The sequence below is a fragment of the Lysinibacillus sp. GW821-FHT14F06 genome, assembly GCF_058803665.1.
The window spans coordinates 1-18,803 of record NZ_JBXAPF010000025.1; the positions used below are offsets into that span (position 1 = coordinate 1).

Annotated in this window: 23 protein-coding genes; 13 read left to right on the forward strand and 10 right to left on the reverse strand. The window is 31.7% G+C overall.

Annotated features, from left to right (window positions below; genetic code table 11):
• Nucleotides 1–420: 420 nt before the first annotated feature.
• Nucleotides 421–1,845 carry a VanZ family protein gene (locus AC1RNS_RS18845; RefSeq protein WP_492994892.1) on the forward strand — a complete coding sequence of 475 codons (1,425 nt, stop codon included), beginning with the start codon at nucleotides 421–423 and terminating at the stop codon, nucleotides 1,843–1,845.
• Between the two features lie 107 nt (nucleotides 1,846–1,952).
• On the opposite strand, the gene AC1RNS_RS18850 is transcribed toward AC1RNS_RS18845, so the two are convergent.
• From AC1RNS_RS18850 to AC1RNS_RS18860, 3 genes are all read right to left on the reverse strand, one after another.
• Nucleotides 1,953–2,345, reverse strand: coding sequence for a DUF2178 domain-containing protein (locus AC1RNS_RS18850; protein ID WP_492994893.1), 393 nt, complete (start codon nucleotides 2,343–2,345; stop codon nucleotides 1,953–1,955).
• A complete protein-coding gene (locus AC1RNS_RS18855) occupies nucleotides 2,338–2,553 on the reverse strand; it encodes a helix-turn-helix transcriptional regulator (RefSeq protein WP_492994894.1) in 216 nt (71 codons plus the stop codon). Before AC1RNS_RS18855 ends, AC1RNS_RS18850 begins: the two co-directional genes overlap by 8 nt.
• A gap of 436 nt (nucleotides 2,554–2,989) precedes the next feature.
• Nucleotides 2,990–3,517: a hypothetical protein gene (locus AC1RNS_RS18860; RefSeq protein ID WP_492994895.1), complete on the reverse strand. Its 528-nt coding sequence runs from the start codon at nucleotides 3,515–3,517 to the stop codon at nucleotides 2,990–2,992.
• A 522-nt stretch (nucleotides 3,518–4,039) separates the two neighbouring features.
• Between AC1RNS_RS18860 and AC1RNS_RS18865 the strand changes: the two genes are divergently transcribed.
• The 8 genes from AC1RNS_RS18865 to AC1RNS_RS18900 all read left to right on the forward strand — a co-directional run bounded on the left by AC1RNS_RS18865 (nucleotide 4,040) and on the right by AC1RNS_RS18900 (nucleotide 8,333).
• On the forward strand, nucleotides 4,040–4,450 hold the full coding sequence (locus tag AC1RNS_RS18865) for a DUF4183 domain-containing protein (protein ID WP_492994896.1): 411 nt from the start codon (nucleotides 4,040–4,042) through the stop codon (nucleotides 4,448–4,450).
• Nucleotides 4,451–4,488: 38 nt separating this feature from the next.
• Nucleotides 4,489–4,809 carry a DUF4183 domain-containing protein gene (locus AC1RNS_RS18870; protein WP_492994898.1) on the forward strand — a complete coding sequence of 107 codons (321 nt, stop codon included), beginning with the start codon at nucleotides 4,489–4,491 and terminating at the stop codon, nucleotides 4,807–4,809.
• Nucleotides 4,810–5,209: 400 nt separating this feature from the next.
• Nucleotides 5,210–5,323: a YjcZ family sporulation protein gene (locus tag AC1RNS_RS18875; protein WP_492994899.1), complete on the forward strand. Its 114-nt coding sequence runs from the start codon at nucleotides 5,210–5,212 to the stop codon at nucleotides 5,321–5,323.
• Between the two features lie 315 nt (nucleotides 5,324–5,638).
• Nucleotides 5,639–5,977 carry an ATPase gene (locus AC1RNS_RS18880; protein WP_492994901.1) on the forward strand — a complete coding sequence of 113 codons (339 nt, stop codon included), beginning with the start codon at nucleotides 5,639–5,641 and terminating at the stop codon, nucleotides 5,975–5,977.
• A 350-nt stretch (nucleotides 5,978–6,327) separates the two neighbouring features.
• Complete coding sequence (locus AC1RNS_RS18885; RefSeq protein ID WP_492994903.1) at nucleotides 6,328–6,591, forward strand: translation initiation factor 2; 264 nt, start codon at nucleotides 6,328–6,330, stop codon at nucleotides 6,589–6,591.
• 66 nt (nucleotides 6,592–6,657) lie between these two features.
• Nucleotides 6,658–7,080, forward strand: a complete 423-nt coding sequence (locus tag AC1RNS_RS18890) for a ferritin-like domain-containing protein (protein WP_492994905.1) — start codon at nucleotides 6,658–6,660, stop codon at nucleotides 7,078–7,080.
• Nucleotides 7,081–7,259: 179 nt separating this feature from the next.
• Nucleotides 7,260–7,703, forward strand: coding sequence for a carboxymuconolactone decarboxylase family protein (locus AC1RNS_RS18895; RefSeq protein ID WP_492994907.1), 444 nt, complete (start codon nucleotides 7,260–7,262; stop codon nucleotides 7,701–7,703).
• 165 nt (nucleotides 7,704–7,868) lie between these two features.
• A complete protein-coding gene (locus AC1RNS_RS18900) occupies nucleotides 7,869–8,333 on the forward strand; it encodes an aminoacyl-tRNA deacylase (protein ID WP_492994909.1) in 465 nt (154 codons plus the stop codon).
• Between the two features lie 409 nt (nucleotides 8,334–8,742).
• Here the strand turns inward: AC1RNS_RS18900 and AC1RNS_RS18905 are convergent, their stop codons facing one another.
• Nucleotides 8,743–9,450 (reverse strand): hypothetical protein, encoded by a 708-nt coding sequence (locus tag AC1RNS_RS18905; protein WP_492994911.1) that lies wholly within the window; start codon nucleotides 9,448–9,450, stop codon nucleotides 8,743–8,745.
• A 747-nt stretch (nucleotides 9,451–10,197) separates the two neighbouring features.
• Between AC1RNS_RS18905 and AC1RNS_RS18910 the strand changes: the two genes are divergently transcribed.
• Nucleotides 10,198–10,485, forward strand: a complete 288-nt coding sequence (locus AC1RNS_RS18910) for a hydrolase (RefSeq protein WP_492994913.1) — start codon at nucleotides 10,198–10,200, stop codon at nucleotides 10,483–10,485.
• 562 nt (nucleotides 10,486–11,047) lie between these two features.
• On the opposite strand, the gene AC1RNS_RS18915 is transcribed toward AC1RNS_RS18910, so the two are convergent.
• On the reverse strand, nucleotides 11,048–11,791 hold the full coding sequence (locus AC1RNS_RS18915; protein ID WP_492994914.1) for an exonuclease domain-containing protein: 744 nt from the start codon (nucleotides 11,789–11,791) through the stop codon (nucleotides 11,048–11,050).
• Between the two features lie 110 nt (nucleotides 11,792–11,901).
• Entirely contained in the window at nucleotides 11,902–12,108 is a 207-nt protein-coding gene (locus AC1RNS_RS18920) for a hypothetical protein (protein WP_492994915.1), read from the reverse strand.
• A gap of 279 nt (nucleotides 12,109–12,387) precedes the next feature.
• Between AC1RNS_RS18920 and AC1RNS_RS18925 the strand changes: the two genes are divergently transcribed.
• Nucleotides 12,388–12,513 carry a hypothetical protein gene (locus AC1RNS_RS18925; RefSeq protein WP_492994916.1) on the forward strand — a complete coding sequence of 42 codons (126 nt, stop codon included), beginning with the start codon at nucleotides 12,388–12,390 and terminating at the stop codon, nucleotides 12,511–12,513.
• Nucleotides 12,514–13,497: 984 nt separating this feature from the next.
• On the opposite strand, the gene AC1RNS_RS18930 is transcribed toward AC1RNS_RS18925, so the two are convergent.
• Nucleotides 13,498–13,866 (reverse strand): DUF6713 family protein, encoded by a 369-nt coding sequence (locus AC1RNS_RS18930; RefSeq protein ID WP_492994918.1) that lies wholly within the window; start codon nucleotides 13,864–13,866, stop codon nucleotides 13,498–13,500.
• A gap of 500 nt (nucleotides 13,867–14,366) precedes the next feature.
• Here AC1RNS_RS18930 and AC1RNS_RS18935 point away from each other — a divergent pair, with 500 nt between their 5' ends.
• Nucleotides 14,367–14,537 carry a YndA family protein gene (locus tag AC1RNS_RS18935; RefSeq protein WP_492994990.1) on the forward strand — a complete coding sequence of 57 codons (171 nt, stop codon included), beginning with the start codon at nucleotides 14,367–14,369 and terminating at the stop codon, nucleotides 14,535–14,537.
• A gap of 126 nt (nucleotides 14,538–14,663) precedes the next feature.
• Here AC1RNS_RS18935 and AC1RNS_RS18940 read toward each other — a convergent pair whose 3' ends face one another.
• A complete protein-coding gene (locus tag AC1RNS_RS18940; protein ID WP_492994919.1) occupies nucleotides 14,664–14,834 on the reverse strand; it encodes a hypothetical protein in 171 nt (56 codons plus the stop codon).
• 611 nt (nucleotides 14,835–15,445) lie between these two features.
• On the opposite strand from AC1RNS_RS18940, the gene AC1RNS_RS18945 reads away from it, so the two are divergent.
• Nucleotides 15,446–16,009 carry an AAA family ATPase gene (locus AC1RNS_RS18945; RefSeq protein ID WP_492994921.1) on the forward strand — a complete coding sequence of 188 codons (564 nt, stop codon included), beginning with the start codon at nucleotides 15,446–15,448 and terminating at the stop codon, nucleotides 16,007–16,009.
• Between the two features lie 713 nt (nucleotides 16,010–16,722).
• Here AC1RNS_RS18945 and AC1RNS_RS18950 read toward each other — a convergent pair.
• Together AC1RNS_RS18950 and AC1RNS_RS18955 are read right to left on the reverse strand one after the other, a co-directional pair.
• Entirely contained in the window at nucleotides 16,723–17,595 is an 873-nt protein-coding gene (locus tag AC1RNS_RS18950; RefSeq protein ID WP_492994922.1) for a DMT family transporter, read from the reverse strand.
• Nucleotides 17,596–17,991: 396 nt separating this feature from the next.
• Nucleotides 17,992–18,768 carry a hypothetical protein gene (locus tag AC1RNS_RS18955; RefSeq protein WP_492994924.1) on the reverse strand — a complete coding sequence of 259 codons (777 nt, stop codon included), beginning with the start codon at nucleotides 18,766–18,768 and terminating at the stop codon, nucleotides 17,992–17,994.
• Nucleotides 18,769–18,803 lie beyond the last annotated feature (35 nt).

Consider the following 18,803-nt stretch of genomic DNA (forward strand, 5'->3'; position numbering starts at 1 on the left):
AAGCCGGTGAAATTTTACTGATCGTAAAATTTCACCGGCTTTTTAGTTTAGAGAAGGGTTTTGTCCCAGCCTCTTTTCATATTCACTCAAAAACTTCTTAAAAATCCCTTTTTACATATTATCAGGATAAATATTTTATATAAGCACTTTGTATTGGAGATTCCATTATTTTTAATAACGCTGGCCTAGCATACCACTATCTATCAGCCTAACATGTCCTAAATCTCAGCCAGCTTCTTTTCCACTTTCACCAACATCCACAAAAAAATATTACTGTTTTATAAAAAATCCTTAAGAAAATCTTCATAAATATCCTTTCTAATTATTAATAATTTCCATTTACAATGATGCAGGATGACATTACTGAGTATTGACATGGAGCGTATGAAAATCATCAACAGAAAAAAGGAGCATCTCACCTTGGGTATTACGGAGATTTTTAGCAATATTCGTTATTTAATGTTACCAGTAATCATTATTATTGGCATAGGGTTCTTACTAATCGCACTTTATTATTATTTTTATCGAAAACGACAATCAGATCACAAAAAACAGATTCCTTTAAAGAGGCTTATTCTTGGCACAGTCTTCATCGGATATATTGTTTTTGTATTGGAGCTAACGATTCTTGGTCGTGGTACTTCCCATTACCTGCAGATGAACCTTCAACCATTCAGTGGTTATATGGATGCTTGGAAAAAATACTCTTTACGTGATCTCCAAAATTGTCTATTTAATATTGTAATGTTTGTACCACTAGGAGTTTTATTACCTTTACTTATCGCTAAATTTAAAGAATTTAAGTGGCTTCTTTTTGTAGTTGTAGGTGCTACAGCGTCTATTGAAACGTATCAGACCCTTTCAGGAGCAGGCATTTTTGAGCTTGATGATTTAATAAACAACACACTTGGTGGTATTATTGGCTACCAACTATACAGATTAGCTGCTTCTATTGCTCAGCACCAAAAAGTAAAAATGAAAAGTCTAATTGGAAACCTTGCCATCCCCCTATTAATGGGCTTGATTTTTATTGGTATGAATATTGTCTATACCCAACAGGAGTTTGGTCATCTAGCAATAAACGCCTATACAAAATCGAAAATGTCAGATGTGCATGTATCAACTTCATTGGAATTAAGCTCAGCGCCAACTATTGCTTCAGTATATAAGAAAATTATTGAAAATGATGACGTGGAAGATCTGTTACAACAAAAATTAGGTTTATCAGTGGTGAATACACAAGATTTTAAGGACGATCGTGAGATTTTAGTGAAAGACAAAGGTGGGTTTCAATATACATTGTTTATAAGTTCAGAAGGACAATGGTCGTTAACAGAGAACAATTATACGCCAGAGCAAACTTCATTTACTGAACAAGAACCAATGCTTGGAAAGGCGAAGGCACTTATGGACGACCTTTCCATAATACCTCCGGGTGCTACATTTACTGTATTGGAGGATGGAAAATTTGAATGGAACCTTCCAGATAGTACTGATTTAAACAGAGATTATTTGAGTGGAGATATAGGTCTTGGTCTTAAGTCAGATGGCAGTCTTTATTCGTTAACCTACAGTCTTAAAAAAAATCAATTTATACGAGAAGTAAACATATTGTCTCCTGCAGAGGTATATGAACGAATTAAGAATGGAGAATTTCCCCAAATAAAATATAATGCGCTGGTAAAGGAAGAAGAACTTATTATAAAAAAGGACGATCAACTTAATATTGAATTAATTGAGCTTTCGTATATGTACGACACAAAAGGTTTCTACCAGCCAATATACAGAGTTTCTGGTAAACTTAATGGAAATAATTGGTTCACTTTAATCCAAGCTAGGAAGTAAAATATACGGAAGCTTATGTTCCAAAAGATAATAAAAGCCCAGGCTCAAAATCAATTGAGTATCTGGGCCCTGCTAATTATGTAGCTACTAATCAATTAACTCAATTTTTATTTAAACTTTCTTGAATAAACAAATTCTATTATTGGTGAAGTCACAAAAGTAAGACCAACAACTAAAAGTAAAGGATAATTCCTCATATCATTTAAATTAGATACACCCTCTGAAATAAATAAAATTAGACATGCCATTATCATTAAAACATAATAGCCAATCTTTGCACTTTGAGTTTCAATATGCCTTTCTAATTCGTCTTTGTCTTTAGCGCCATTATGGTCACCCCAATTAAGCCAATTTAAAAGATACGATAATGCAATAAAACTAAAAACTATAGAACCCCCGTCAATAGTACCAAAACGTACCCATTTGTATAAGGTGTAGCTTACGAATGTACAAAATACTACAAAAACAATTATACCCACTATTTTTTTGGATTTATCCATTTCTTTTCTCCCCATCCTCACATGGTATAAATAATTCTTCCATCGTTACTCCTAATACTCTTGCGATATCAAAAGCTAACTTCAAACTTGGGTCATATTTGTTATTCTCTATCGCATTAATTGTTTGTCTAGTTACATCGCAAAGTTGTGCTAATTTCCCTTGAGAAATATTACATTGTTCTCTAAGTTCCTTTATATTATTTTTCATTCAACAACCACCTTCATATTTTAAGGTGTAAAATATCTTTTACACCTTAATAATACCCAAAACACTAATCGTATGTCAAACATGTTTTACACATACCCACATGAATAATCTTTAAACGGCAAAAAAAAAGAAGCAACCTCTCAGCCACTTCATCAGTAATTCAAAAATTATATCTTGATTTATATATCATACTACTAGATATTTCCACTTACTTTACCATTTGTTCTTTACAATTATCATTAAGCAGACTATGAAGAATCTAAATTTCTCTATCTCCATTCATCAATGCTTTTGCACCAGGTAGCTTCTTTTCTTTAATTTCATCGAAAAAATTAATAGTAATGCTCAGAAGGCTACTATGATGTAACATTAAGAGTGTTTGGTTCAAATAAATCTTTACTTAAAACTGTCCCGTAATAAATCTATCTTCAATCATTCAATCATCTAGTTCATCATCTTCAATTAGCACTATTTCAACCTTAGAGACTCTTTCACCCCATGAACCACAGTCTTTGATAGTAGCAAAAACTTCATATATACCATCACCAAAACCTGAACGAAATGCTACACCTAGTCCTTCCTGACCTTTGTTGTAATATAATGGACCACCTTGTTTATCACTATTGGCAGTAATTTTGCATACAGTATCATAACTATTATCTGTTTTGATTAAAGTTCTAACAAAGAGGTCATTATCTTTAATGATTTTTTGAATATTTGTAAGAATTTCTTTTGCATTGTCTTCATTACATTCAATTAAATTATACGTGTCCTCATCATTCACTTTATAATTTTGATTAATTAAAATTAGAGACAATTCATCCTGATCTTTTCCCCAAAATTCGATAGCTATAGGACTACCTTCTTTTTTCCATTCGCTATTTATGTAACATGGGTCAATAACCAATAGTTGACCTGAATCCACTCCAACAACCCCTAGTGACACTTTTCTTTCTATTGACATTTTGATTCCTCCTGTATTCCTAATACTATTTAATATTTCTTTATCCCTGAAATTAAATTTATTTCCGACTGTAATTACAAATTCCCAGGTTAAATTAGGAAAATATTATACATAGGTTCAATTTGTTCATATTGTGCAGTATCAGATTGTTTAACAAGTTCTTTCTTCTTCACCGACAAACATCCATACAAAAATACATATCACATCATAAAATAGAAGTGTATAAAGCTAACCCATTTACTTTATACCTCCATTTTTAAGGGTCGCTGATGAAGCCACAGTGACCCTTTTATAGTTTCTTTCATATTGTTCAGTACTATCTCCGATATACTTCTTCAAGACTCTATTTTCACAGCTTTCCTTAAAAATATTATTTATTTCTCTTTAATAGACATATTACCAATCACCTTCCAACATTAATTCATAGAATATTAGTGAATGAACAGTTTTCACAATTAATAAGTAACAAACGCCTATAACTTGCGGGGTTACTAACATATTACGGAATGGAGGTGACAAAAAATGGACCCACAAAAATTGATTTGTGACACTTGTTGTGAAAATAATCGAGCTCTTTGGCCCCGTATAAAAGCTGTTGACATAGGTTTTATTCAACCTCCTCCAGTGGTTATCCCTGTAGGAACTATTATTCCAACGATAAATAGATATTTCTATATTGTTACAGAAGATATTGATCTAACAAATGGTGCAACCCTTCCAGCTAATATATTTACAGATGATAACGGCGATCCAGTAACCGAATTTACGCTTTTTAATCCTAACGGCTACGTCAATCTTTACATTAATGCTGTAATGCAAGAAGGAGGCGCATATATGGTCACTCCAGATTCATTAACCCTCAACCCATTTAATGCAACTATTTTTGCTGGAACTCCAATAATTATAGAATCATTGGGTTTCCAACAAATGTAATATAAAATTCCTTTATCCCTTGAAAGGGGGTGAAAAAAATGGCACTTTCAATTATCAATATTCATGTAAATGTTACAGGCACTTCGACTAGATTCTTTAATGTTTTAGCAGCAAACTTAGCTGTCACAGACGGTATTACTATTGCTGCAACTGCTTTTCTAGACGATAGTGGAACTGCCGCTACAGCTTTCCCTGTAGTAGCTAATGGCTACTATAATTTCTATATTAATGGCGTATTACAAGAAGGTGATTCATACACAATTTCTGCAACAGAATTAACATTTAACGGTGTTACTGGTACAATCTCAGCAGGAACTCCATTAGTAGTGGAAGCCGTAGAATTAGTTACACAAACTTAATTTTTAATTATCAATCATACGTTTTAATAGTATGAAGCTTTCTAGTCTTTCTTCTATTTTGGTGCTTAGGGTCACTTCCGGACAAGTGACCCTTCCTTTATTAGCCTCTTTCCTCAAATTATTCATTAGTGTAATATTCGACGAAACTACAGCATTTTTATTTTTAAAATCTATTTCACAGGCAATTCACTATACAAACATAGCAATCACATCATATTAATAGTAAGGTAAAGCTAATATAGCCTTACACATCCTTTCCTTTCTTATAAGGGTCACTCCATCCCAAGTGGCCCTTTCTCTATGGTCTTATCTCACAAAAATAGCCTATAGCTGAATGGTTTAACAACCCTACTCTTTCTATACAACCAACATAATATATAGTAAAAAGGAGGTGTTTTTTATGGGATACTACTGCGGCAACTCCAACGGCGGTAATGGTTCAACATTCGTTCTAATTGTCGTTCTTTTTATTCTATTAATTATTGTTGGCGGTACATTCATTACTGGATATTAACAATACCGATTTAAGGGTTGCCCTAGCTTGGTGACCCTTTAATAGTTTCTTTTTGACACGATACTCATATTGTTCGGTTATTATATAAAGCTCTCACAATATTAGGTGTTACTACTACGGTATTATGTCTTGGTATATGGATTCGCCTTTGTTTATAGATTCACTTTTAATTCATTTTCTACTAAACAATTCACACTGCGCTTTTATTTTTAAAGAAACTTGATTAATAAGACTAGTGAATGTAGAAAAGTAATGAATATTATAAAAATATAATCTGCAGATTAATATCTTTAGTTTGGAGGAGGTGAAAATTACATGCCATTAACTACTGGTCCAATTGAAAATACAGGAAATCTACCAGCTAATGCCTCTAGCGTTCGTATCAAAGTTCTCAATCTCACTGGAGGTTTACTAACAGGAGTAGTAAGGGTTTTCAGACTTAACGGCACAAGACAATTATTATCAACAACCCCTTTTGCCGCTAATGCCAATGCTTCTACTTTTGTAACTCCAAGTGTAAGTGCAGCTCAGTATGAAGTTGAAATTGTTCCTAATCAAACAGGCGGATTATACAGCGTTTACGGGCGAACAGCTTCAGGTGTAATCATCGATGCCCAACGATTTGTGAACTCAGAATTAACACCGATTCTTTAATTTTATAAACAGATTTTCACTGTTAAAATCACGGAAGAGGCTGGGACATAACTCGATTATATTGAAAAACAATAAAAATGGATATTAGCTTTTTCACTTAAGTAGTTAAATACGCCTTCCTAAATCAAAAAAATGTTAGACCAATTATATCTTGGTCTAACATTTTTTCTTTTTGTCCCAGCCTCTTTTCGTATTTTATCAATTCCCCTTCCGATTTCTTTCTGATTGGAGCCTTATGTTATTCAGTAAAACCCTACAGTAAATTTATGTCGTCACCTTTCTATACTGCAATACATAGAATATGTTTGAGGTAATTCATCACTATGAAAGTAAAGGAGATATTGATTTGAATGACTAAAAAAAATCCACAACAACCTTTGGAAACAACAGAAATTCAGATAGCAAGACTTGCATATATTGGTGCTTCGATCGCAACATTGGGCGACGGCCTATCTGCTGTTGCAGCAGGTTTAGCATTAAATGCATTAGAAAAATCAAGTAACCAAAATCCTCAAGTCCAAAATAGTGACCAATCTAAGGAAGTAGAGGATCTTCAAAAGCAAATAGATTATTTAATAAATGAATTAAAGCAAGTAAAAAAATCGATACATTAACTAGAACTTCCTTCTAACTACCTTATAAAGTGACATTAAAACATCAACAAAAAGGAGGGTAAACCTTTGCAATACACTGTACAATCAACTTCAAACAATAGATTAATTCTCGACCTTAATAAAGCCATTAACGGAGAATATAATGCTATTCGATTTTATGAACATTTGGCACGACTTGCTCCAAATGAAAAAGTTAAAAATCGTATACTAGAAATACAAAAAGATGAAATGAGACATTACCAAGGTTTTGTTTATACCTTTACTTACCTTACTGGTCAACAACCATCTCCACAAATAAACGAAACATTACCACAGAATTTTAAGAGTGGTATCCTAACTGCATTTAAAGATGAACAAGAAGCTGTTGAATTTTATCATCGTGTTGCTAGAGAATATAATATTCCTTATATTAGTAATCAATTTAGTTCAAATGCTTCAGATGAACAGAATCACGCAGTTTGGTTTTTATTCTTTATTAACCAATATTGATAAAGTAATATTACCGACTATTTGGTCGGTTTTTTTTATTCCATAACCTTTAATATAAATATTGAATAAAATTTATATAAATTTCTATTTAAACCGAATATCACAAAGCTAAAAACTAGTACAAACGTTCGTGTGTAGTTATAATAAACTTATCTTAAACAAAAAAGGAGTCTTGCCTTATGAGCCAAAGAGTTGCCTACTATGATGTTGCACCTGATGGTATGAAAATTATGATGGATATGGAAAACTACACAAAGAAGTCTACAATTAATCGAGTAACTCGGGAGCTTATCAAAATAAGAGTCTCCCAAATTAATGGATGCGCGTTCTGCTTAGACTTGCATACATCCGATGCTCGTAAGATGGGTGAAGCCGAACAGCGTATTTATTGTTTAAATGCTTGGAATGAATGTACTTTTTATACACCTGAAGAGAAAGTTGCTCTAGAATTATCTGAACGTATGACTTTAATTCCTACTAAAAAAGTTACAGATGACCTATATAAGCGTGTTCGTGAATACTATGACGAGAAACAGTATGTTGACCTTGTTCTAATCATCAATCAGATCAACAGTTGGAATAGAATTTCTATTGCAATGGGGAATACAGCAACTGAAAAATAATAACTCTTTAACGAACATCTAATGGTGTTCGTTTTTGACTCCCTTTGTTTCGCAATTTCTTTCGATTGTAACTAGTCAAATTCCTCATATTGTTCAGTAGTGTTTTTAAGATTTACTTTATTGTGCTAATATTTACATAAATAAAAATATTAGGAGGCGACCTTTATGAATTCGCATGAAAATAAAGTAAAGGAATTTTTAAGCTCTAATAATGTAAAAGCCGAACACTTCGTATTTAATCAATCTTGCCACTCCGTAAAAGAGGCCGCTGAAGCAGTTAATGGCGCTGAAGACGATTTTGTAAAAAATATTTGCATGATTGACTCAAATAATGAATTAATAGTGGCTATTGTAAAAGGAAACAATAGAGCTAGTACAACTCGTGTTGCAAAATCATTAAATATAGAAAAGCCTAGACTTGCTAATGGAATTGAAATTATTGAACGTACAGGTTTCCCACCAGGTGGAGTTCCTTCTTTTGGTTTTCAAGCAAATTTTTTAGTTGATCCAAAAGTGACAAATATGGAGTACGTATATACTGGTGGTGGTTCCGAAAACTCTTTAGTTAAAATAAATGTTCAAGACTTATTAAAAATCAATCAAGGTACTATTATTAAAGTAAGCAAGTAAATAGTAACTCTTTACAACCGTTTAAAATGACGGTTGTTTTTTGCATTTTAAGCTGCACAATTTGCTCATATTGTTCATTAGAATGTTAAATCTTCCTCAACATTTCTGAACTTGAGACTTTCACCGTCTTTGATTGTTAATTTATACTCTTCATATAAATCAAAATCGTTAATAGTCAATCATGTTCATCCTCTCCTGAATTATATTTACAAATGTATTTTCCAAGAGATTTCTAACAAGTCACTTTTTCTATTCTTTTATATACTATAACCTAGCAAATAGTCCATTTCTTCAAAAAATATAAAACGGCACAGAAAAAGCCGATTTACACATACGTGCTTCGGCTTTCCTTTTTACCTTAATTTTTTTCTAAGTTGCTGGTGAAAAAATTACTGCCCTTGTAAATACATTATTGATTCTGAATCTCTTTTATTTCTGCATCGTATTTTTTAAAAATAGTTTCTTTAATTTGTTGATGTTGTAATGCATCTTCATTTAGTTCTCTTTCTTCGCTTGCTGTTAGAGTCTTTATTGTGTTAACTTCATTATTATTACTTAAATTGAAACGACCATTATTCATATTGATTACACCATATTCACCATATGAATTCTTTTTTAAGAATAGTATATAATCATCAGTTCCTATTGCTTCATAATTACTAACCGTCTTTATCTTCTTTACTTTATCCACATCTTCAAAAATAGAGATAGGTTCAATCACACTTATAATTTCACCTTCATTATACTGCTCATCTTCGGGCTGTTTTAAAATCTCTTTAATATTTACTTCAGTTTTTGTAATACCTTCAATCAAAAATTTAGGTTGATACTCATCTTCAGGAGTTTCGTGAAACTTATTAATATGTTCACGATCTTCAAAGTTTTTAGTTGCTTGTGCAATAATGATAAGTTCTGAATTTTGCTCTAATGTATCAAGATTTTCGAAACTTATATAGTTTCCGTTTGAACTAACAATTGGAATCTCATTTATTTTTTCTTCATTTGGAAGTTTATCTATTTTACCTTCCTCGGAGTGCGTTGGTAGATTAGTAGTAAATATTATTAATCCAATAAAAGTAACTACTACTGGTAAAAAAAATAGTTTCTTATTTTTCATGGTATACCTTAACTTAGTAATTTTTCCATTTGTTATATGCATTATTCTTATCAAATGATGTAATTGTTATGTTTCCACTACCACCAGGGATTGCGTACCAACCTCTTCTCATTACTGAGGTATCACCTGAAGCCGATTCATGATCCAATTTCACAGAATGTCCAATTTCATGTGCTGCATTGCGACTCACGTATGTTTGGTTAAAAGGATATTGTTGCTTCATCGTATTATCATACAAGATAACATTGCAAAAATCCCAATATAAATCCGACCATTCTCCCCTTCCATATGTTGCATAAGTTCCCGATGAATCTGTAACATAAATAGCATTGTATACTTCCCCAACTAGATTAGGTACTGATGAGTTGGAAATAACATATTTATCATTCCATTTTTGATAGCTATCAGATTTTCCAATACCTATTAAAATTATATAGGGATCATTCCCTGATATACTCGATCTAAATTACACTAATAGAAATAAATTAAAGTCGATCTAATTGCCATTTCGCAACTATTTATACATGCCAACTGAAAATGTGAGTTTCAATTCTCCACCTCTCCTTTCTGAACAATATCTTTCTGATGTACATTAATAAAATCTTAAAATGGTCTATTAACCATTTTCTTTTTTTGTAACCTAAATCATTACTTAATAGACAAATTACCAATCAAATTTCTTTGTCTAATCATAAATTAATAAAGTATTATTGTTACCTTAATAAATTAGAATTGGAGGTATTGATAATGGGGGATATTATAAATATTAGAACTGGTTCTGATTCCTGTGGTAAACATGGAAAACAATCTGGCCATGGCTGTAAAGGTTGTGTTTGTAATCAATTAAGACGTTTACAAACTCAGACTGAAGTTGATCTCTTCTTACTTGGAGGTCAGGTTATAGAAGATGTTGTTTTTATTACCTTTGACCCGAAAGATTGTTGTGCATTCTTTAATGATCCAACGACAGAACCTGGTTCAACTATTATCGTGGACTGTCAAGATATTCAAGCTATCCGAATAGAAGCAGACTAAGTTATAAAAGAGCTCTCCTTTACAGGGTCACTTTCGACTGAGTGACCCTATTAATAGTTCTGATCCTCAGATTGTTTAATATGGACTTATGATACTAAATGCAAGATTCCCTTCTCTTTGTTCGAAATCAGTAACGTAAGTTATAACCTAATTCAATCAGCGAAGGTAAACTTGATGGCTATGCTGCCTTAAGACCAGTGAACAATATTTTCTCTTCAGAATCTCCACTTATTAATACAGTGTGTCAAAATTGTGGTGAAGTAGCTTCAATTAAGGCTACAAGACCACAAAAGTTGAAATAATTTCGTGCTGAAACTGTAGCGTTTGACGACGCTACGCTTTCTATTACCTAAAATCACCAATATTATATTAGAATTTGAAAGAAAGTTGGTCAGATAATGTCTCCAAACTTTATTTCACGCATCATTTCTTGGAATGAACTTGTTTAGCATATGGATAGTTATTCTCTTAATAGTCCTTTCACCATTGTTGTTAAAGAACTAGATGTTTGGAAGGTATATCCCTACCAAATTTTTTTCGTTTAATCCAATTTATTGAACTGCTATTCAGAAAGATTAACACTCTCTATCCTTCTTAAAGCTCTTCTCTCTTTCTTCAATTTATTTTTTTCACTTGCACAGTCTAGGCAGATGTTTTTATATTGATTATTATTTTTTTTAGAAAATTTTAGGTAATATTTAGTTTCATTGCACTTTTTGCATATTTTATATAGATGACAAATCAACTTATCAAAAGGATTTTGATCAAATTTAATATGCGCAGACTTGTCGAATAAATAGTTTAAGATCCTAGCAGTATTATAAGCATCATTCAGAGCATTATGTTGTTCACCAACAAAACCTAAATCAACATAATCTATAGCTCTCTTTAAAGATATTGGATTTCTTTCATTAATAAATGCAGTGAAATTTTCTTGTAAATCACAATAATTTTTTAACCAAGACAAATCGAATCGTCTATTTAAAAATTGATTCATTATTAAATACAAGTCGGAATATGACCAGAACACCAATACATAGTCTCCCCTAGATATCCATTTTTGAAATTTACCCATAACAATTTTAACTTCTTGTGCATTCTTCAAATCTGCTTTTCTTGTTGTGACTTTGTTATCTATTTTCACATCTTTGATATAGCGTTTATTCGTAGGTTTTATGTAAGAGTGAAATTTACTAACTAAATTACCAGATGAATTAATTTTAATAGCACCTATTTCAGTTAGATAAACAGGTTCATCTCTATTTCTTTTTACTGTTGCTTCCAAATCTATCACAATAAAATGCATATACTACCTCCTTTTCAGATGCTTTGACAATTCCCGCACTTGTTCAAAATTCTCAACCTTAGTATAAAGGACATGAACCAGTTTGATTGCTCAAGTATGTGATAACACTTTTATTTTTGTTCTATAGTTCTAATTATGTAAAGTGACGAAGTTGAGGAAATTTCTTTCCACGATATTTTTAGTAGTTTCTTTCCGCGTTCTGATAAACACTTTAATTCATTCATTTCATTTTGAATCCGTAGCATAAGGTACATTGATTCATCATCTTTAACAATTTCATCTAAATCAACTTTCAAATCTCTTTCTAGTTTTTGCAACTCTAGATAGAACTCCTTAGGTTTACTGGTAATTGAAGTCTAATTAGTTAAAAGACTTCAAACTCTGTTAAGTTCATTGTACCTCCTCATTATAAAACTAACATAAAATAGAGCGGTTGTTCCATCACACTCCATTTTTATAGGTTGGTTAACACCTAACTGTAACAAATTAATATTTTTTATATTTTTAACCTAATTTTATCCTTAATAGTTTATATTACCAATTGCGGAATTTATAAAGTTAATTCCAAAAACACTTATTTTCAGGAGGTTTATATTATGTCAAATCAAGATTTACAGATGGAAAGCTGGCTAACAGTAAATGATGTTTCACTTCATCAAAATATTCAAACACCACTTACTTTCGACCTTACTACATCTCTACAAGATACAACACCTGTCTAAGACACTATAAGTGAGGTTTAATTATTGGTAACAAACAAAATGAAGCTATTGATGCCAATAATAATGTAAAAAATGCATTACAAACATATGTCCGTTTTAGTAATGAGGTCAAAAAATCTGCCCAAATAAGTCCAATTGTTGGATTAACAACTATACTTGATATCGCAAGAATAGTTTCCAATTACAATCCCGCTTTGCCCACTGACCAAGAAAATAATGAAACTAAAAAAGCAAGAGTTGCTGCATACAACCAATATATTACGAAGGTGCTGCAAAATCCTTTAATGCACTTAAAAAGCAACTATGAAAAAAATACACGAAAAGAACTTCTAACTGGAAGACAGCTATTGATGAAATTAGTAATTTATATGATGGGATCACAGAAAAAGATAAAGAGAAAATTAAAGCTAGTTTACAAGCTTTAGCAGAAGCTGCCTCTTCAAGATCAAATAGAGCCAATACAGAAAATATATTTGCTCAAAATGTCATAGTATGCAATGATGAAGAAATTGAATTTTGCATTTATTCAAGTTCAATTACAATGCTTTATAGTGATGGTAAAAATACCGTGAGACAGGTTGATTTTACACTAAACGAAACCCACATTAGATTTACAAAAGAATTATGGAGTAGATATTCTGATATTGTTTTAGCTAAGCGTTGTTCGATGATTGGCTACTTGGTATTAGTACACCTAATAGTGATAAAACTACTCTTGCTTGCTTTGCTTAAAATATCTATCAAAAGGAAACTAGATAACTTTTTGTTTCCTTTTGATCTTTGATGACCATCATTTTTCTACTTCATTGTATAAGTAATAGTGTAGTGCTAAAAAATAATAAAAGGCATTTATTCCAGCGCTAAATGACTGTGCAAAATTTATCCCCACCGTTCCTTCTACTTATCAATTAAACGACTAAATTTACATGTTATTAAATTAAACTAAAAAACCACATCAAATTTGATGTGATTTTAAAAATAATATTAACTGTTAATTAAAAACAAGGCATGTACAACTGCAAGAATCCCCATTGGATAAATTATGGCTCTAGAAAATGTATTTTTAAATTCATTTCGAGGGTGCTTTTCGAAAAATAAATGTAAGATAGCATGAATGATAAAGAATAAATCTAGGAACCAAAATACAATTATCTGATATTCGCTGAAAAGTAAAGATAGGATGATTACATATAGAAAAAGGTGAAGAAAAGTGAAAATCTTATATGCTTTAGAATCCTCCATATCTTTAAGCACAATAAATAATCGCCACTCCGACCGCCTTATGGCATCCATTTCATGCAAAAGAAATAAAGATAGATTAAATAAAAAAAGCACAAGCAAAAAATCAGGCATGTTATACCTCCTACAACTTTATAACATCATATTACTACAAAACTATCCTCTTAAAATATAGTAAATATGGCAATATAAAGTCACACTAACAAAGTCCTGCATAGCAAAAGACCTTATAAAATAATACGGCCTAATTATCACTTGCTTTAATTTCTTATCATTAATCTGCAGAATGTTACTTTAATAACATGGATGCCTAAGAAGCAAAAAATGATTTTAAGAATATAAAAGCGAATAAATACCAATATTGGCACTGCTCACTTTTGATAATATCTCCATACTAATCGTTAAATTATTAGAAAAATCGGCACTAATAGTTATTCTTTAATTAAATGCATTAAGTTTAAATCCAGTTATTTCTTTATTAGCAGGTAATGGGGTTTGGGACCTTCTTGGATACGAACTGTTTTTTCTCAATCAAGCATTTGGCATTCGGACGGTGGAGATTTCAAAGTAGTAGTAGATCAAACTAATCATGGTCCAGTGTTTTATCAATTGAGATAGATGATACATATACATACACATCCCAGAGTGTAGGATCTCAACAAATTATTACAGGTGCTGGAGTTGCTGAGATAGAATACAGAAATATTAAAAGTTATGTAGATGGAGATAATAATCTTGCTGAATTTTATCTGACAAATTTAACACTAAAAGCAATGGTTATCTAATGGCATTTTACGATTTAAAACAAATGAGGCGTTTTTATTATCTAAAATAATTAATCTCTTCTTTGATTTCACTTAAGTCATGCTGAGTTAATATCGAAATAAACTGTAAAATTTTCCTATAAAAATTTAGAAGTAGTATAAGATCAGCACTAAAATAGCTACTACAACGCAAATATTTATAATGACTTTTGTAATTTTGTTGGCATCTTCATCTTCTTTCTGCTGCATTTTTATTTTTCTATATAAAACTTGAATCTTTTTTTGCATCTGTTTTCTATCTTGGTTTTTTGGACTCAATCATTTTTCTCCTTTTCAAAGATATAACTGGATATTTCAATCTATAATACTTTTAAAGTTTTTGAAATCCATATTTTAAAATTCAAATATGAAATAATAAATTTTTATTGGAATTTCTGAGTTTAAAATATAGACTGTAATTGATGTTTTGGACAATTAGGGGGATGAAATTATTTGAGTAAACCCACTTAGATTCACATTCGAAACCTCTTATTTCAGAAACGTCGTTCCTATTTTACTATATACCTAAAGTGTAATACAATTATTTACAAATGAATAATTAAATGAGCATGATGAATTATCCAATCACTCAGCTATATTCAAAAGGTTCCATATACGTATTTTATTCGTACATAAAGAACTAAATAAAACTGTCTCTCACCGTTTACATAAAACAAAACATATAATCATTGCGGAACTACGTCGTAAAGGGTCATACAAATGTATAAGAAAATTTAAGAGCAAACCCCATTTAAGTGAATGTAAATTGAACATAAATCCGATTATTTGAGGTTGACTATAATGGGTTCTTTTTTTAAATATACTCGACAATTAAGAACTTCACATTACAATTAAGTTAAAGTAAAAATACCAAGGAGAATAATCAAAAAATGATTGATAATAATATATTTAGAAGGGATTTTATCATTATTACCGGAGGTCCCGGTTCTGGTAAAACAACTTTGTTAGATGAAATTTTTAAAAATAACTATAATTACATTCCTGAAGTGGCAAGAGAAATCATTCGAACACAAGTCTCTTCTGAAGGTGATGCACTACCTTGGAAAAATGTAAAAAAATATTGTGATTTAATGTTAGACAAGTCAATAGAAAGCTTTATTTCAGCAATGACGAACCCACAAAAACAACCTATATTTTTTGATAGAGGCATTCCAGATACTCTTGCCTACACTCGCTTAATCAATATTCCCATTTCGAAGAAACTTGAATCAGCGACTAGAAGGTACGTGTATAACAAGAAAGTGTTTATTTTACCCCCTTGGAAAGAAATTTACAAAAATGATTCTGAAAGAAAACAAGATTTTGAAGAAGCTATAGCAACTTATAAAATCATGTTTGAAACCTATAGGTATCTTGGATATGAACTTCTTGAAGTACCCAAACTGAGCGTTGAAGAAAGAGCAAGCTTTATTATTAAAAACGTAGTATTTTAAGAGCTTTAGATGGAACGCTATCTGTATAATCAGCAATCAATCCTCATAATGTTCAGCTAAATTTCTTGAAGCAATTTAGCCTTTTTTCCTCCTAATCCTTAATTAATTGATTTGTTAAAGTAGTAGCGACATCCGTTGTATTACATATAGAGGATTAATCGTACTTAGTCCGACTTTGTATCCTAAAAATTATGCTGTCGATATTTGCTGCTAGCTCTTGTGACTCGTTCAAGTTTATGCATCTTGGTACTTATCATTATCTTTTTCTCCCTCTAATTTGAAAAGGGGTGAGATATATTATCTACCTCAGAATGTATCCCACTTTATCTCAAGAGCATTCTTCCTCCTCCTCAAACCAAACATTCAGTAAATAACTTTTTTGTTATACAAAGCATGTCTGAGTTTAAATCAATTTCGCCTTGGCGTAATTGTAGCTGCCGCTTTGCTTTCGCTACAGAAAACATTTGTCCCTGTCGCTTCGCCTTCGCACCGATAAATTGCTACAGGACGTGGCGGAGTTCCTCTATTTCAGTAAGTGTTTGGACCCCCACTGAAAAGGAACCCAAACCGCTTTCCATCTCACCACCTGTAGAGGTGAGAATCTTCTGTGTCTACCGCTGCCGCTATGCTTTCGATACATAAAACATTTGCTGAATGAAGATAAATAAAGGAGCTTCCCACAAGCCAAATATTGTTTAGGAAGCTCCTGTGTTTTATTTAATTGAGACGTTACTAGTTTTGTGCATTTCACTCATAAAGGTTGAACCGAGCAAGAGAATAGCACCAATAATTTGTAAAATCGTCATTTTTTCACCAATAACCATAGTTGAAATGACCAGAGATGCAAGTGGATCAATATAACTAAGGATAGCGATACTTTGCCCTTTTAATTTACTCATTCCTAAAAAGAAAAGATAAAATCCAACCCCTGCATGAAGAATACCCAATATTATGAGTAAAAGAAGTGAAGTCATATCAATTTGCTGAACCTTAAAACCGTTAGTTCCATAAACATAAGGTACAAGTAATAACGCTGTTAAAGTAAGTTGAATGATTGTATTATCAGGTTCTTTTATTCCATAAATATATTTATTTGTAAATGTGAGGAGTGCATAAAAACAAGCTGCAATCAGTCCATAAAAGATACCGATATCATTATCTCCATCACTAGCTGATTGGTTTTGTACAATAAAAAACAGACCAACAAGTGCTAAACAAACGTAAATTATTTTTCTAAATGATAATCTTTCTTTTAAAATAAATGGGGATAGAAAAATAACTAAAACTGGCGCAAAATAGTAGCTCAATGCTGCATTTGCGATTGTCGTCTCTTTATATGCTTGGAAAAGAAAAATCCAATTACCACATAATGCTATACTTGATAGCAATAAAGGCCATTTATTTTGACAAATAGTTTTTCTCGTAAATTTACCTTTCTTATATAAGAAAATCAATAGTAAAAAACTAGAGCCAATCAGACTCATCCATAAAGCAATTTCACTTGAAGGAAGCTGAATATATTTTGCAAAAACACCTACAGCACCAAAAATAATCATCGATAAAATAAAAGATATTTTTTCTCTCACTACTATTTCCTACTTTCTACATGTATATAGTCTTTACATATACAGTAGAATCTATGGAGAATTAGCAAGTATTTATTGTATTGCCTAAACAGTAGATTCTACTGTGCAGACATTTTTGGGGGTGCAATTGATCGAAACATATCTATCCCTCCTTGTCCCGTCATCTTAGCATAAATAATTAATTTACTACAAGTACCGTATGGAAAGAGATTATATTACTTTCCCACAAGATGAATTATTACACACTTGCCAATAATAGGTGTTTGAAGTAGTATGTGTAATGCGATAATTATGTTGTTTGATTTTGTTATAAAAAATATAAACAGCCTTACTACAATTTAGTTGGCAGGTAAGGCTCTTTCTCGACTAAAGCCCCCATAAGTTTAACAAAATCCTTTAGCTCTCTCGCCTACATTGTATAGCGCTTTCTTTTTCAGAAATACCCTTTTGTATTGTAACTTTATTTATTTTAACACCATTTTCTGGAGTATCAGTCAACATGATATGGATTCTATTAAAGGGAGCGTCACCATGATGTGCACTATAATTTAACGCACTTGCATGAACAATATGTCTCCTTGTATCGCCATTTATTCTTTCAGCTTTATCTATTTTTGGACACATGATAAAATCTGAGTAAGTTTCATCAAGATAGGAAAAATATCTGGTATATAAAGTTTCTTCAAGCAACTCATCTTTTGGTGCCCCAACACTTTCGTATTTCCAGCCAACTAAGAGCCAATCATAAAGTTCTACTGATTTCAATCGAACCTTTTTATTATTACTTGTATATATAACCTCACCATCTGCAATCGTGCATGTTTTTACTTGATTTTTGGATACACAATTATAAGCTGGTTCAATAACTGCAACGTCTCCGTTTTTCATTTTTATTTTCATTATCGAGACAATGGAAGTTTTATTTAACTCTAACTCAATTGCTCCTTCGGAAGGACTTGATGTGTTTATCCAGTTTACAACCTTACCGATAATCACTTCCTCATATCCATCATTTTCCTTAAACAAACGAGTTTCCCCATTTAAACGGTTTACTTGAATAAATGAAACATCCTCTTTTTCTAATTTTGGTTGAATACTCGCCTTTACTAATAGCAATTGCATCGGGAAAAATAATCCAAAAATCACCATGACTAGCATGACTAACTTTCTCAAAAATTATCGCCACCTCTAATGTGAATTTTGTAGGT